The sequence below is a fragment of the Gammaproteobacteria bacterium genome (assembly GCA_013817245.1).
GTDB lineage: Bacteria > Pseudomonadota > Gammaproteobacteria > HTCC5015 > HTCC5015 > JACDDA01.
The window spans coordinates 243,952-259,265 of sequence record JACDDA010000002.1; the positions used below are offsets into that span (position 1 = coordinate 243,952).

Consider the following 15,314-nt stretch of genomic DNA (forward strand, 5'->3'; position numbering starts at 1 on the left):
CACTCAACGGGAGCCTACATGTCTTTGCGTACACCTTTATACGACGCCCACGTTGTGGCCGGCGCTAAGCTGGTTGATTTTGCGGGTTGGGAAATGCCCATCCATTACGGCTCACAGATGCACGAGCACCAATCCGTGCGCAGCGATGCGGGCGTGTTTGATGTGTCGCATATGACGGTAGTGGATGTTCGCGGCAGTGAAGCGCAAGATTTCCTGCGTTATTTATTAGCGAATGATGTCGCGAAATTAACTGCCAATCCAATTGAAGCAGGCAAAGCCTTGTACAGCTGCATGCTGAATCAACAAGGCGGCGTGATTGATGATTTAATTGTTTATTACTGCGCGCCTGATTGGTATCGCGTAGTGGTTAATGCCGGCACGCGCGAAAAAGATTTGGCGTGGCTGCAAACACAGATTGCCCCGTTTGCGGCAGAGCTAACTGAGCGTACGGATTTAGCGATGTTAGCGATTCAAGGCCCTCACGCGATTCGTAAAACCTTGCCATTGTTGCCGACGCATTTACAAGATGCGGCGGCGAGCGTTGATCGTTTTCAAGCGGTGTTTGATGCAGAACATTTTATCGCGCGCACGGGTTACACCGGCGAAGACGGTTTTGAATGGATATTGCCAGCGGCGCAAGTAGAAAAAGTGTGGCAACAATTATTACAAGCGCAGATTGCGCCGATTGGTTTAGGTGCGCGTGACACCTTGCGTTTAGAAGCGGGCATGTGTTTGTACGGCAATGATTTAGATGAAACGGTTTCACCATTGGAATCAGGTTTAGCGTGGACAGTAGCGCTAGATGCATCGCGCGATTTTATCGGTCGCGCCGCATTAGAAAAACAACGTGCAGCAGGGTTGCAGCGTCGGTTAGTGGGTTTGGTATTAGAAACCAAAGGCGTGTTACGCGCGCATCAAACCGTCAGTGCGATCATCAATGGTGTAAACGTGAAAGGTGAAATCACCAGCGGCACTTTCTCGCCGACATTGCAGCAAGCAATTGCGTTGGCGCGCATTGTATCCACAGAAACTTTAGCGCCGATTGAGATCGGTACGATATTTGAAGTGAATATTCGTGACAAATTATATCCCGCACGGGTAGTGAAATATCCTTTTGTGCGCGATGGCAAATCTTTAATTTAAATCTATTTTTTTAATTGTTTATTGGCAGGAGTATTAATCATGAGTCAAACACCGAGCGAATTACGTTATGCAAAAACCCACGAGTGGTCGCGTGTTAATACCGATGGCACGATTACGGTTGGCATCACCGATCATGCGCAAGCCGCATTAGGCGATTTAGTTTTTGTTGAATTACCTGAAGTTGGCAAAAATGTTAAAGCTGGCGATGCCAGCTGCGTCGTTGAATCAGTAAAAGCCGCGTCTGATGTTTACAGTCCTGTCGCGGGTGAAGTGATTGCGGTGAACACAGCATTAAGTGAAGCGCCAGAATTAGTCAACGAAGCACCGTATGGTGATGGCTGGTTATTTAAAATCAAACCAACTGATGCTGCGGCAGTAAATGGTTTGTTAGATGCTGCGGCTTATCAAGAATCTTTAAGCCACTAATTTTTTTAGTTCATTAATTTAAATTTTACGGAAATTTTTATGCCTTTTATTCCTCATACGCCCGCCGAAGTAACCACCATGTTAGCGTCGGTGGGTGTAAAAAATATCGAAACCTTGTTCGATGAAATTCCAGCGGTGTTGCGTTGTGGTGAGTTAAATAATATTCCTGCTGCGTTAACCGAACAAGAAGTCACGCGTTTAATGCAAGCGCACGCAGTCGCCGATGGGTTGCCTATCTGTTTTTTAGGCGCTGGCGCGTATGAGCATCATATTCCCGCCGCAGTGTGGCAAATCACTACGCGCGGTGAATTTTATAGCGCGTATACACCGTATCAACCCGAAGCCAGCCAAGGCACATTGCAATTGATTTATGAATATCAAAGCATGATGTGTAGCTTGACCGGTTTAGATGTATCAAATGCCTCGTTATATGATGGTGGTTCAGCATTAGCCGAAGCGGTATTAATGGCCGTACGTGCGAATCGCAAAAGTCAAAGCCGTAAAATTTTAGTACCAACGACCGTAAATCCTTTGTATCGCAAAGCCACGCACGCGATTGTAAAAAATCAGCAAATTGAATTAGTGGATCTACCGTTTAATGCGCAGCAAGGTGTAGTGTCGACAGACACTTTAAAAGCGCATGAAGGCCAAGATTACGCCGCATTAGTGATTCAGCAACCTAATTTTTTTGGTTGTTTAGAAGATGTCGATGCGTTAACTGCATGGGCGCATCAACAAGGCATGATAGTCATTGCAGTGTGCAACCCAATGACCTTAGCGGTGTTAACACCACCGGGACAATGGGCGCAGCACGGTGTTGATATTGCGTGTGGTGATGGCCAGCCTTTAGGTATTCCATTATCAAGTGGTGGACCGTATTACGGATATTTATGTTGCAAGTTGGAACATGTGCGCCAAATGCCCGGACGCATTGTGGGTCGCACACAAGACATCGAAGGCCGCGAAGGTTTTGTGTTGACGCTGCAAGCACGTGAACAACATATTCGCCGTTCTAAAGCGACATCAAACATTTGTACCAATCAAGGTTTGATGGTGACGGCATCAACTATTTTTATGTCCATCATGGGCCCGCAAGGTTTGCAACACGCCGCCGCTGCAAGTCATGCTAATACGCGTTATTTAGCAGCAGAGCTTGCGAAATTAAAAGGCATCCAACAAGTTTTTAGTGCGTCGTATTTTCATGAAGTCGTATTGCGTTTAAATAAACCCGTTAAAGCAGTGCTCGCAGAACTTGCGCAGCATAATATTATTGGTGGTTATGATCTTGGCGCAGACTATCCAGAATTAGAAAATTGTTTATTGTTGTGCGTGACCGAAACGCGCAGCGTCGCTGACATGCAGCAGTATGTCGCGTTGATACAAAAATTAATTTAAAGGCGAATGATGTCATGTTGATATTTGAACAAAGCGTTAGCGGTCGTTGCACGACTAGCCAATTTCCGGCGATTGATGCGCAACAAGCATTAGCTGATATTCCTGCACAGTGGCGTCGTCAAGATAAACCCGTGTTGCCAGAAGTATCAGAGTTACAAGCGGTGCGGCACTACACACGGTTATCGCGCAAAAATTTTTCCATCGATACAGAATTTTATCCATTGGGTTCGTGCACGATGAAATACAACCCACGCGCGTGTAATAGTTTGGCGATGTTGCCAGGTTTATTAAATCGTCACCCACTTGCGCCCGATACACATAGCCAAGGTTTTTTGGCCATCATGTTCGACTTGCAAGAAATCTTAAAAGAAGTAACCGGCATGCGCGGTGTATCGTTAACACCGATGGCGGGTGCGCAAGGTGAATTTGCCGGCGTTGCAATGATTCGTGCGTATCACGATGCGCGTGGTGATCATGCGCGTGATGAAATTTTAGTGCCCGATGCCGCGCATGGTACTAATCCAGCGACTGCGATTATGTGCGGTTATAAAGTTCGCGAAATTCCTACCAATGCAGAAGGTGACGTGGATTTGCCTGCATTGCGTGCCGCGATTGGTCCACAAACCGCCGGCATCATGTTAACCAATCCTTCTACGCTGGGCGTGTTCGAACGCAACATCAAAGAGATTGCCGACATTGTGCATACCGCAGGTGGATTGTTGTATTACGACGGCGCGAATTTAAATGCCATTCTTGGCAAAGTGCGTCCCGGCGATATGGGTTTTGATGTGATTCATATGAATTTGCACAAAACTTTTTCTACACCGCATGGCGGTGGTGGCCCAGGGTCGGGTGCTGTAGGTGTATCTGAACGTTTGTTATCTTTTTTGCCGGTGCCGTTGGTGGCGCAAGAAGGCGCAACTTATCGTTGGTTAAATGAACAAGATCGTCCGCAAAGTATTGGACGTTTATCTGCCTTTGCAGGCAATGCAGGTGTATTGTTACGCGCTTACGTTTATATTCGTTTGCTGGGTCGGCAGGGCATGCCGCGAGTAGCGGAATACGCTACGTTAAATGCTAATTACTTAATGGCGGAATTAGCCAAACGTGGTTTTGATTTAGCGTTTCCAAAACGGCGCGCCAGTCACGAATTTATTGTAACGGTAAAACAACAAGCAAAAAATCTAGGTGTAAATGCGCTCGGCTTTGCCAAGCGTTTATTAGACAAAGGGTTTCACGCGCCGACGGTTTATTTTCCGTTGTTGGTGCCAGAATGTTTGTTAATAGAACCAACCGAAACTGAAGCTAAAGAAGACATTGATCGTTTTATTGCGGCGATGGCAGAAATTTTACAGGAAGCAGAACACACGCCCGATTTAGTAAACGGCGCGCCGCATACCTTACCGGTGCGGAAGCTGGATGAAGTTAGAGCGGCGAAGCAATTAGATTTGCGTTGGCGCGCGCAGCCACTGCAATAATGATGTGAATAAAAACGCGCAGTAGTAATTAATCAGATTATTTATTGAGCTAACAAAAAGGAACGACTATGCGTGCAGCAATATCCACAACGCAAGCCGATGGCATGAAAGCCGCATTGCTCAGTGAGCAAATTAAATTATTGATCGCGCAATCACCCACCAGCATTGCGATGAATTTTTTGCTGGTGAGTTTTGTAGTCATTATTTTTAGCGACAGCTTGCCGCCGTTATTTGCTTTAGGTTGGTGGTTTATGCAGGCGTTGTTATTCGCCGTGCATTACGGCACCTACATCGCCTTTCGTCGAATGAGTCCAGTAAAGATTAATTACGCGCGTTGGCATCGATTATTATTAGTAGGCGCCGTAATTGGCGGCTTGTCTTGGGGTTTAGGTGTGACGTACATCATTGATGTCACGCTGCAAGAAACCCATATCTTTCTTATCATCTTGCTTATCTCTTTAGCGTCTGCGGGCATTACTTTAGCGGTGCGCTTGGAAATGTATTATTTATTTCAAATATCCGTTTTGCTACCCGCAATCATTTGGCTGCTTAGCCATCAAAATATCACCAATATAATATTAGGTGTGTTCTTGATGATTTATACCGTAGCCATGTGGTTGTTTGCTTATCAAATGCATCGCACGTTGACACGTTCGTTTCGTTTGCAGCTAGAAAATCAAGGCTTAGCCAATTCTTTACGACATTCGAATGCACGCTTACAAGTGTTGAATGAAGAACTAACGCAGCTATCGGCAACCGATAGTTTAACCGGCGTTGCTAACCGCCGTTACTTTGAAGAAAGATTAGCGTATGAATTCTCACGCGCAATGCGCGATCACACGCCATTATCGGTAATGATGATTGATGCCGATTATTTTAAAAATTATAACGACAGTCTTGGCCATGTCGCCGGCGATGAATGTTTGCAGCGTTTAGCTTTATGCGTACGCGATTCCTTAAAACGTCCGGCCGATTTAGTCGCACGTTATGGCGGCGAAGAATTTGTCGTCATGTTGCCGAACACCGACGCGCAAGGTGCGCATCGTTTAGCAGAAGAAATTCGTACGCATTTAAAAGAGATGAAAATGCCGCATCCTGATTCACCACTAAATGGTCTGGTCACCATGAGCTTTGGTATTTGTGGCGTCATGCCAAAAGAAAATACCAGCAAAGAAACACTTATTAAACGCGCCGATGAAGCTTTGTACATGGCAAAAGCCGCAGGCCGTGATCGCGTGCAAAAACTGGAATACATTTAAAAATATCGACAGCGATGAGGTTGCGAATATGTTAATAATAAAACGCATGTTAGTAGTAGGATTGGCGCTAAGTTTGTTAAACGCGTGTTCTGGCGAACCGCCAAAAAACATCGGTGTACGTGATGGTTTGTTAGCAGCATGTCCCGATACACCGAATTGCGTGCAAAGTCAGACTAAAGAATTGCCTAGCTACATCGAGCCTTTAGTTGTTGCTGTCAATGCTGATATTAATATAGCGGGCGCAGATACAGCAGTTGCTGATGCGACTGCAGGCGCGGCTGCGATTACGCAAATAGCTAGCATCATTAACAGCTTGCCACGCACTAAAATTATTAATCAAACGGAACATTATTTACGCGCGGAATTCACCTCGCGCTTAATGCGGTATGTAGATGACGTAGAATTTTATTTCGATGCAAAAAAAGGTGTATTGCAAGTACGTTCAGCATCGCGCATGGGGCATTCCGACATGGGCGTAAATCGTGAACGCATTGAACACATTCGCGATTTATACAAAGCTAAAATTGAATCATATACACAAAAATGATTTTTTGCAGGCGTGCGTTAACTTTAATTCACTAAACCCCACTTAATTGGGTTAGGCGCGCCACAAAGTCCAACATCCCACCATAATAAAACCAACACCCGCCAAATAACGTAAATAACGCTCAGGCACATACGCGCTGACCCACTGCCCAGCGATGACACCAATTGCAGCCGCTAATATTAATGCGGTAGCAGATGCACCAAACACCACCCATTTGCTAACGGTTTTGTCGGATGCGTATAACATCGTAGCTAGTTGAGTTTTGTCGCCGATTTCTGCAATAAACACCGTTGCAAAAATTGTTATAAACGTGCGCCAGTCCATATATATTCCTTGTGTAATTTAAATCTAAAAAATATCTTAGATTATCGATCGTTCATTATGAACGAGACGTTGCTCGAAGCAAAAAATAAAAAATAGCCTGGATAAAGCCGAATATATTCGGCGGAGCGTGGTTGTCGCCGCCTTGGCGGTTTACAACCACGGCCTACCCCTTGCGGGTGCAATCCGTGAAGGCTTTTTGTGTGAGCATCCGATTACCAATGGCCAAGGCGGTTACGGCAGTCAGCAATTCGGCTACGACAGCGTCGGCAATCGTTTATCGCTGGTTAACAACAGCCAAACTCAAAACTATCAATACCCAAGCACTACGCATCGCTTAAGCAGCATCACCGGTAATCAAGCAACGAGTCTTACCTATGATGCGAATGGCAACACCTTAACTAAAAGCGGCATGACGTTTACCTACGATGCACGTAATCGCCTCGTCAGCGCCATTAACGGCAGCAACAATGCTAGCTACAATTATCTGGCCACTGGCGCACGTTCTACCAAAGTGTTGAATGGCACAACCAATATTTATCATTACGATTTAAACGGAAAACTCATCGCTGAAACGAATGCCACAGGCCAAACGTTACGCGAATATGTTTATCTTGATAATCAACCATTGGCGTTAATCAATGCGAGCAATAGTGCGATCTATTACTACCATACTGATCAATTAAGTACACCGCAGAAATTAACTAATCAAACCCAAGCGATTGCATGGGATGCGAGTTATGAGCCGTTTGGCAAAACCAATGTAGCCGTACAACAAGTCACGCAAAACCTGCGTTTTCCCGGACAGTATTTTGACAGTGAGACCAACTTACACTACAACCACTTTCGAGATTATGATCCATCAATCGGACGATATATTGAGAGTGATCCGATTGGATTACGAGGTGGGGTGAATACATATGGATATGCGTTACAAAACCCAGGACGTTACAAGGATATTTTTGGCTTAGAAACATATCAATGCACTCGGCCTTTAAACGTTCTTCCTATTAGCATAGGACTTCTACACCATCAATATATTTGTGTAGGAAATGAAAAAGAGGGTTATACCTGTGGAGGATTAGGTCCTACTGGAGACATTAATGGTAGTCCTGGCCAAATAGAACCAGACAAATATAAACCAGACAACTGTAAAAAAACTCAGGACAAGGACGATTGCATAGAAAGCTGTATTAAGAAAAAACTGAGTGAACCACCACCATATTATGATATTCGATTAAACAATGGAGCAAATTGTCAAACCTATGCGCCTAATACAGAAACTGAATGCGTTATGATATGTGCTATGAAAAAACCATGAGTTTTAAGTTAAAGTTATTAGCATTTATTTGGTTGATTATTAGTATTCCACTGAGTATTGGCCAATCCTCGGGTGGTGATACTGCGGTTTTGTCGTTTTGGTTGGCTTTAGTGTGGCATGCACCATTTAGTATTATTTGGAGTTTTTATGTGGAGTCTTATATTTCAGATATGTTCCCATTATTGCGCTCGCTACGCATTTTTGATGTTTTTGGAGATATCTTAATAATTAGTGGATCATTTATGTTTTGGTTTGTCTGGATTCCCAAGGTGCGAAATTTTTTGTATAGAATGAAAGAAAAATATTTAAGTGATTAGAGCGGAAATAAGGGGGCGCCTTGAATTCAAGCGAATCAAGGGGTAGCGAATCAAGGGGTCAGACTCCTTGATTCTAAAGTGCTCTCACTGCTAAAGTGCCTGCCATTGACTGAATGAGCAGAGAACTACACACCATGCCCCGCCTCCCGCGTTTTGTGATTCCCGGCCAACCGCAACACATCATTCAGCGCGGCAATGATCGCCAAGATATCTTTCGATCCAACGATGACTATTCCTTTTACCTAGAAAAGCTGGGTGAAGCGGCTGATAAACATCGTTGTGATATCCATGCCTATGTACTGATGACGAATCATGTGCATTTATTAATGACGCCGCATGAAGAAAACAGCATTAGCAAAGTCATGCAATCTGTTGGGCGATATTACGTACAGTATTTTAACCATAGCTATAAACGCACCGGCACTTTGTGGGAAGGGCGTTACAAAGCAGCTTTAATAGACAGTGAACAATACTTATTAACCTGTATGCGTTATATAGAACTTAATCCCGTCAGAGCACGAGACATGGTCAAACACCCAGCGGATTATCCCTGGTCAAGTTATCGGCATAATGCCTTGGGCGAAGCTAATCCTCTGATCGCCGCACACAAAGAATACAAACGATTAGGTAAAGACCAACTTGAACGCCAAGCCGCCTATCGCCAACTGTTTCGTACCCGTATCGCGGAGCAAACGTTAGAGGCCGTAAGAGATGCAACCAACAAAGCATGGGTGTTAGGCAGTGATCGTTTTAAACGGCGGATGGAAAAACAACTGGATAGAGCGGTAGAATCAGCAGGCCATGGCGGGGATCGGAAATCGATGGCTTACCTTAAAGATCAAGGAGTCTGACCCCTTGATACTATGTGACCCCTTGATACTATGAAATTGTTGGGCATGCTATACCACAACTTCTAGATGATGAGATGCATACAAATTCTGTCGAACTTGAGAATATAGTGAATCGAGAAAATGGCACACAAGAAAGAAAGGGGCACGCGCACACAACGCGCGATTATTAAAATATGAAAAAATTGCGTATTTTATTGCTGGTATTATTGTGTGTGCAGTCAGCATATTGTTTTTCCTCAGCAGGAATAAATTTTGCAGAAGGAATAACATTTTTAGATATTACAAAAAAAAATGCAAATAAGTTTAATGTAAGCGTGACCTTCACCGAAAAAATTTATTCATATGCTGTGGCTACGTATTATAGATATAGAGTAATGTGCCCTCTTAAAACAGAACTAGGTTTAACATTTAATCGTGCTATATTTTGGATAGATTATAGAGGAGATGACAGGGAGCAGTTTGGAGCAGAAATAAAAATGGATATGGTTTCTGATAAAAATGGATTAAGCGGGGATATTACCATCACAAAAAATATAGCAAAAAATTTACGCGTTTATTGTGACTATCATTCCGGCCAGAGTGCTTATTCTACAAGATATGTTATCTATATTGGGACCTTTACGAATCAATAGGGAATCACTTGAATTCAAGAATCAAGTGCAACATTGAATAATCCCTTAAAGCGCGAATGCGGAAAATGTTTTGTTTGCTGCTGTGAGCGTATTGTTAATATCTTCCGCACTATGCGCACTCGACACAAACCCTGCTTCATACGCCGATGGCGCAAGATAAACTCCTTCGTTTAGCATGCCATGAAAAAAGCGTTTGAATTTTTCGGCGTCACAGGCCATGACATCGGCAAAACTATTTACTTGTTTTGTTTCGGTAAAAAATAAACCAAACATGCCGCCGACTTGGTTGGTGGTGAAAGCAATGTTGTGTTGTTGTGCGGCGTGTTGTAAGCCGCTTAATAAATCGCTAGTGGTTTGTGTGAGTTTTTCAAAAAAATTCGGCGCTGAAATTAACTCCAAGGTTTTTAAACCGGCCGTCATCGCGATGGGATTGCCGGATAATGTACCTGCTTGATAAATGGGTCCTAGCGGTGCCAATTTTTGCATAATGTCTTTACGTCCACCGAATGCACCCACTGGCATGCCGCCACCGATAACTTTGCCCAAAGTAGTTAAGTCTGGTGTGATGTTGTACAGCGCTTGCGCGCCACCCAGTGCAACACGAAAGCCGGTCATGACTTCATCAAAAATTAATAATGCGCCGTATTGATCACACACCTCACGCAAGCCTGCTAAAAAATCCGGCGCAGGTGGAATGCAATTCATATTACCCGCAACGGGTTCAACAATAATGCAGGCGATGTGTTTACCTTTTTGTTTGAATAAATCTTTTACAGCTTGCAGATCGTTATACGGCAATGTCAGTGTGTGTGCGGCTAATGCTTTGGGTACGCCGGGTGATGTTGGTTCGCCGAGTGTTAATGCGCCGGAACCGGCTTTGATTAAAAATGAATCGCCGTGACCGTGATAACAACCTTCAAATTTTAAAATATCATCACGACCCGTGTAGCCGCGTGCTAAACGAATGGCGCTCATCGTCGCTTCGGTGCCGGAGCTCACCATGCGCACCATTTCTATTGATGGAATTAATTGGCAAACACGTTCGGCCATTTCGCTTTCTAATTGTGTGGGCGCGCCAAAACTTAAACCTTTCGTTGCTGCGTGTTGCACGGCAGCGATGACGTCGGGATGTGTGTGTCCGACAATCATCGGGCCCCATGAACCGACATAATCAATATAACGTTTGCCTTCGCTATCAAAAAGATACGCACCTTGCGCACGTTCGATAAAAACCGGGGTGCCACCGACACCTTTGAAAGCACGCACCGGTGAATTTACACCGCCAGGAATATGTTGTTGGGCGCGTTCGAAGAGGGTTTTGGAATCAGAAAAGTGGCCAGCGCTCATGCGAATATCTCAATGAAGGGAAGACGTGAATCAATAGCGTTGGATTATAAACGTCTAAGGCTTTTGAAGCAGTAGCGCGAGTTGCCTTGTGGCTTCTTGAATATCGGGTTGGTCGAAAATGGCAGAAACCACAGCGAGCATGTCTACCCCACTGGGTAATAATGTCGTGGCATTGTCGGCGCTAATGCCGCCGATGGCGCAAATCGGAATGGCCAGCGTTTGTTTGGCCATTTGTAATAAATCAATGCTGGCTGCTACTGCATTGGGTTTAGTGCGCGAGGGAAAAAAACTCCCGAACGCGACGTAATTAGCGCCACTGCGTTGTGCGATTAAGGCTTTATCTAGCGAGTGATAACAGGACACACCGATGATAACGTCATCGCCTAATTTGTCGCGCGCGCGGCGCGGGTCTGTGTCTTCATCGCCCAAATGAACGCCGTCGGCGCGACAGCTGCGCGCCAGTTCTACATCATCATTAATAATGAGCGGCACCGCATAACGTTGACAAAGATATTGCAGCGCTTCGGCTTCGCGGAAACGTTCGGCGGTGGAGCCGGTTTTATTGCGATATTGAATAATTTGCGCGCCACCTAAAATCGCATCTTCTACGGCGCTGGCTAAATGCGAACTCGGAATTAAGTTAGCATCGGTAATGGCGTATACACCACTTAAGCGATAGCGCGATTGCCAATTACTCATCGTCGTCGCCATCTTCAAAGTCTTCAGGGGTTTCTTCATCTTCGTCAGATCCTTCTGCCCAAAATAAACGATTAGGATGCCATTGACCCATTCCCAATCGATAACCGCCAACTAAGCTTTGCCAGGTATAAGCTTGCGCTTCTTCAATGGCTTGCACCGGATCGGTGCCTTGCGCTAATAAACCGGCAATTGCGGAAGCGAGCGTACAACCGGAACCGTGATATGTATTAGGTAACCGATCCCATTCGTAGGAGTGTAGTTCTTTTTGCTGATGGAATAGGCGATTGATAACTTTAGTCGTGTTTTCATGGGTGCCGGTGACTAACACATATTCGCAGCCCCATTCTTGTAGTGCCGCGCAGGCGGCTAGCGAAGAATCTGCTTCGGGCACCAGCAGACGAATTTCATGGCTATTCGGTGTCAGCACATCAATTTGAGGTAATAACAACTCACGCATCATGTCGAGCATGCCGGTGTCGGCGAATGCTAAACCGCCGCCTGCGGCGAGCACCGGATCCATCACCACGGGAATATGCGGATAGTCGCGCAACAATAAACTGACCGCTTCGATAATTTCTTCGCTGCCTAATAATCCTAATTTAATGACATCGACCGACATATCTTCAAGCACTTGGCGCGCTTGTTGGCTGACCAAAGTGGCATCTAAGGGGTTAATGGTTTTGACGTTACAGGTATCTTGAACCGTCACGCAGGTGACTATTGGCAACGCTTGCACGCCTTGGCTTAAAATCGCCTCGATATCGGCGCATAAGCCCGCACCACCACTGGGATCATTTCCCGAAATCGTCATTACGGTGGCAACTGTGGTCATAACATTCCTCTGGTGAATCTCTGGCGAAAGTGAAGTCGAAGTTTACTCTGTGTCAGCAAGCTGGGAAAATGCACACTTCGGAATTAAAAAACAGCAGTGAGAATACCTCAATGAAGTGTTATATGTGTGTGGTCTGTGGTTATATCTATGATGAACAAAAAGGCGATCCTAAACACGGGATTCCCGCCGGCACCAAATGGGATGATGTCCCGGAAAATTGGTTGTGTCCTGATTGCAGCGCCGTTAAATCTGATTTTCAAATGATTGAAATCTAGTTCGACACTTTTTTAATTTCCTAACATGCTAAATTTTTCCTTATGGCGCCAACGCGTAAGCGATCGCGCGGCGCATCATCGCGTCTGGGTTTTAGCCTTCCCCATGATATTGTCGAGTTTAACGGTGCCGCTGTTAGGTATCGTCGATACGGCCGTGGTGGGACATTTAGCCAGTGCGCATTATATGGGTGCGGTGGCGATCGGCAGTTTGATTTTTAATTTTTTGTTTTGGGGTTTTGGTTTTTTGCGCATGTCTGCGACGGGTTTGACCGCGCAAGCGTTTGGACAAAATGATGAGCACGCTATTCGAACCATTTTATGGCGTTCTTTATTGTTAGCCGCCATCTTGGCTTTTATTCTGTTATTACTTTCACCGATATTATTAAGCATTGCTTTGCACTGGCTACAGGCCAGCGCACAAGTGGAACCACTCGCTGCGGAATATTTTCATATTCGCGCGTGGGCAGTGCCGGCTATCTTAATGCGGTTTGTGATTATGGGTTGGTTGTTGGGTTTGCATAACGCCCGTGGCACTTTATGGATTTTATTATTAGTAAATGGTTTGAATGCTTTATTAGATATTATTTTTGTCGTGTACTGGCATTACGACGTGGTGGGTGTAGCGTGGGCGAGCACCATCGCGGATTACGCAGGTTTGTTATTAGCTTTTTATTTAGCACGTAAACAATTGCAGCTTTATAAAATAAATAACGCCCCTAAGGTTTCGTGGATTACTTTATTTAATGGGCGAGAAATTTGGCAGTTATGGAAGCTCAACCAAGACATTTTTATTCGTACTTTATTAGTTATTAGCGCGTTTTCTTTTTTTACCGCGCAAAGCGCAACATTTGGTGATACCACGTTAGCAGCCAATACCGTTTTATTAAATTTAGTATTGTTATTGGCGTTTGCTTTAGATGGTTTTGCGCATGCGGCGGAAGCATTAATAGGTCGCGCCATTGGACGAAAAGATCGTTTGCAATTTAAGACAGATGTTTGGATCACCGGTTTGTGGTCGGTGGTGTCGGGTGTGTTGTTCACATTATTATTTTGCTTAAGTGGTCACACCTTGATTCGTTGGATGACCAGTATTACTGCCGTGCAACAAGTGGCTGATGAATATCTTATTTGGTTAATAATAAGCCCGCTGATTAGTATTTGGGCGTTTTGGTTAGATGGCATTTTTATCGGTGCAACACGCGTGGTGATATTACGCAACAGCATGATTGTGGCAATAGTGATTTATAGCAGCGTTTGGTATTTAACAACCGCATGGGCTAATCACGGTTTGTGGTTAGCGTTATTGAGCTTTTTAGGTGCACGGGGTTTAGTGTTAGCGTTGAGTTACCATTGGATAGAACGTCGTGAAGGATTTATTGTCGGCTAAGTATTTAGTGAATGTGCAAATCACTGTGTTGTAAACGAATCACTTCTGCGCGCACGCGTTCGGCTTCATCATCGCTAACATCCATGTGCAAATAATGTTGGTAATCTTTTAAAGCCGGCAAATAACAATCCAGTTGTTGATAGAGTTTGCCGCGCATTAAATATTCATCGGCATTATCAGGCGTCAGCCGAATAATCCAATCACTGTAATGCAGCGCTTTTTCAGCGGCGGCTTTTTGGATATGAATGACGCGCAAGTTACGCAGTAAACGCACCAAAATAGCTTTGTTGCTAGCAGGCGCTAAATAATCTTCTAATGATTCGTCGGTCTCGAGTTCAACGTGTTGTTCTAGGCGTTCGTAAAGTTCGGTTTCATCTAAGGACATGCCACCAAAAAATGGATCTAATACAATCGCGCCGCCGGCAACATTAAAGCGTACTAAGAAATGTCCAGGAAAACACACGCCTTCTAAATCTAAACCTAAGCGTTTGCCGATTTCCATATAGATGATGCTCAGTGAAATCGGAATGCCGCTTTTACGATCAAGCACATCGTTGAGCAAACTATTACGCGGATCATAATAGTCATCTAAGTTGCCACTAAAACCTTGTTGCTTGAATAAGTAATTATTTAATGTTTCTAGAATATGTTCGGCATCGGTGGCGTCATTGAGCTGATGTTGCACAGCCTTCGCATGCGCGTCAATTTGCGCAAGATAAGTGGGAACGTCTAAATCGGGGTATTCGCGCTGAGCAATAAACAAAGCGGCTTGGATTAAATCAATGTCGTGGTCGGCAAGACCCGCGAGCTGCTCAAAGTTGTTTAGCATGAATCGTTTATACCGTAAAAAAGTGACGCTGCAAAGCAAGCAGGCTTAAAAGTGTCGTTGTCATCAACGTTAAATGTTTGTTTTGTATGATGTTTTAGAGTTTGCTGCAAAAATCTCGACACGCCTGTTGAGATTTGGTTGAGATTCGCGCATAAGCATCCGTTGAGCGCGGTAAATCAACCGATGTGTGTCGCGGATTTGAGCCTGATATCTGGGTTTGATATTCGACAAAGCGCTAGTCGGCTGCTTAGAATC

17 protein-coding genes are annotated in these 15,314 nt (G+C 44.7%); 12 read left to right on the forward strand and 5 right to left on the reverse strand.

The genetic code is table 11. From position 1 onward, the window contains the following. Nucleotides 1-18 precede the first annotated feature (18 nt). The 6 genes from gcvT (at nucleotide 19) to H0W44_04055 (ending at nucleotide 6,248) form a co-directional block, all read left to right on the forward strand. Nucleotides 19-1,143, forward strand: a complete 1,125-nt coding sequence (gcvT, locus tag H0W44_04030; protein ID MBA3581602.1) for a glycine cleavage system aminomethyltransferase GcvT — start codon at nucleotides 19-21, stop codon at nucleotides 1,141-1,143. A gap of 39 nt (nucleotides 1,144-1,182) precedes the next feature. Further along, the gene (gcvH, locus tag H0W44_04035) at nucleotides 1,183-1,569 is read left to right on the forward strand and encodes a glycine cleavage system protein GcvH (GenBank protein ID MBA3581603.1); all 387 of its coding nucleotides are present in this window, start codon (nucleotides 1,183-1,185) and stop codon (nucleotides 1,567-1,569) included. A 39-nt stretch (nucleotides 1,570-1,608) separates the two neighbouring features. Continuing rightward, nucleotides 1,609-2,964, forward strand: coding sequence for an aminomethyl-transferring glycine dehydrogenase subunit GcvPA (gene gcvPA, locus H0W44_04040; protein ID MBA3581604.1), 1,356 nt, complete (start codon nucleotides 1,609-1,611; stop codon nucleotides 2,962-2,964). Between the two features lie 14 nt (nucleotides 2,965-2,978). Further along, nucleotides 2,979-4,442, forward strand: a complete 1,464-nt coding sequence (gcvPB, locus tag H0W44_04045; GenBank protein MBA3581605.1) for an aminomethyl-transferring glycine dehydrogenase subunit GcvPB — start codon at nucleotides 2,979-2,981, stop codon at nucleotides 4,440-4,442. Between the two features lie 68 nt (nucleotides 4,443-4,510). Next, the gene (locus H0W44_04050) at nucleotides 4,511-5,701 is read left to right on the forward strand and encodes a GGDEF domain-containing protein (GenBank protein MBA3581606.1); all 1,191 of its coding nucleotides are present in this window, start codon (nucleotides 4,511-4,513) and stop codon (nucleotides 5,699-5,701) included. A 28-nt stretch (nucleotides 5,702-5,729) separates the two neighbouring features. After that, a complete protein-coding gene (locus tag H0W44_04055) occupies nucleotides 5,730-6,248 on the forward strand; it encodes a DUF1499 domain-containing protein (protein ID MBA3581607.1) in 519 nt (172 codons plus the stop codon). Nucleotides 6,249-6,299: 51 nt separating this feature from the next. Here the strand turns inward: H0W44_04055 and H0W44_04060 are convergent, their stop codons facing one another. Then, complete coding sequence (locus tag H0W44_04060) at nucleotides 6,300-6,572, reverse strand: TMEM165/GDT1 family protein (GenBank protein MBA3581608.1); 273 nt, start codon at nucleotides 6,570-6,572, stop codon at nucleotides 6,300-6,302. A gap of 127 nt (nucleotides 6,573-6,699) precedes the next feature. On the opposite strand from H0W44_04060, the gene H0W44_04065 reads away from it, so the two are divergent. From H0W44_04065 to H0W44_04080, 4 genes are all read left to right on the forward strand, one after another. Then, nucleotides 6,700-7,890 carry an RHS domain-containing protein gene (locus tag H0W44_04065; protein ID MBA3581609.1) on the forward strand — a complete coding sequence of 397 codons (1,191 nt, stop codon included), beginning with the start codon at nucleotides 6,700-6,702 and terminating at the stop codon, nucleotides 7,888-7,890. Further along, nucleotides 7,887-8,207 (forward strand): hypothetical protein, encoded by a 321-nt coding sequence (locus tag H0W44_04070; GenBank protein ID MBA3581610.1) that lies wholly within the window; start codon nucleotides 7,887-7,889, stop codon nucleotides 8,205-8,207. Before H0W44_04065 ends, H0W44_04070 begins: the two co-directional genes overlap by 4 nt. Nucleotides 8,208-8,341: 134 nt before the next feature. Next, nucleotides 8,342-9,058, forward strand: a complete 717-nt coding sequence (locus tag H0W44_04075) for a transposase (protein ID MBA3581611.1) — start codon at nucleotides 8,342-8,344, stop codon at nucleotides 9,056-9,058. Between the two features lie 173 nt (nucleotides 9,059-9,231). Next, complete coding sequence (locus H0W44_04080; GenBank protein MBA3581612.1) at nucleotides 9,232-9,690, forward strand: hypothetical protein; 459 nt, start codon at nucleotides 9,232-9,234, stop codon at nucleotides 9,688-9,690. 45 nt (nucleotides 9,691-9,735) lie between these two features. On the opposite strand, the gene hemL is transcribed toward H0W44_04080, so the two are convergent. The 3 genes from hemL to H0W44_04095 are packed head-to-tail and all read right to left on the reverse strand — an operon-like array spanning nucleotide 9,736 to nucleotide 12,568. Then, on the reverse strand, nucleotides 9,736-11,037 hold the full coding sequence (gene hemL / locus H0W44_04085; GenBank protein MBA3581613.1) for a glutamate-1-semialdehyde 2,1-aminomutase: 1,302 nt from the start codon (nucleotides 11,035-11,037) through the stop codon (nucleotides 9,736-9,738). A gap of 54 nt (nucleotides 11,038-11,091) precedes the next feature. Then, nucleotides 11,092-11,736 carry a thiamine phosphate synthase gene (locus tag H0W44_04090; GenBank protein ID MBA3581614.1) on the reverse strand — a complete coding sequence of 215 codons (645 nt, stop codon included), beginning with the start codon at nucleotides 11,734-11,736 and terminating at the stop codon, nucleotides 11,092-11,094. Beyond that, on the reverse strand, nucleotides 11,729-12,568 hold the full coding sequence (locus H0W44_04095) for a hydroxymethylpyrimidine/phosphomethylpyrimidine kinase (GenBank protein ID MBA3581615.1): 840 nt from the start codon (nucleotides 12,566-12,568) through the stop codon (nucleotides 11,729-11,731). The genes H0W44_04090 and H0W44_04095 overlap by 8 nt, the downstream gene beginning before the upstream one ends. A 110-nt stretch (nucleotides 12,569-12,678) precedes the next feature. On the opposite strand from H0W44_04095, the gene H0W44_04100 reads away from it, so the two are divergent. Next, complete coding sequence (locus H0W44_04100) at nucleotides 12,679-12,843, forward strand: rubredoxin (GenBank protein MBA3581616.1); 165 nt, start codon at nucleotides 12,679-12,681, stop codon at nucleotides 12,841-12,843. Nucleotides 12,844-12,868: 25 nt separating this feature from the next. Beyond that, the gene (locus tag H0W44_04105; GenBank protein ID MBA3581617.1) at nucleotides 12,869-14,230 is read left to right on the forward strand and encodes an MATE family efflux transporter; all 1,362 of its coding nucleotides are present in this window, start codon (nucleotides 12,869-12,871) and stop codon (nucleotides 14,228-14,230) included. Between the two features lie 4 nt (nucleotides 14,231-14,234). On the opposite strand, the gene H0W44_04110 is transcribed toward H0W44_04105, so the two are convergent. Beyond that, a complete protein-coding gene (locus H0W44_04110; protein MBA3581618.1) occupies nucleotides 14,235-15,059 on the reverse strand; it encodes a tetratricopeptide repeat protein in 825 nt (274 codons plus the stop codon). Nucleotides 15,060-15,314 lie beyond the last annotated feature (255 nt).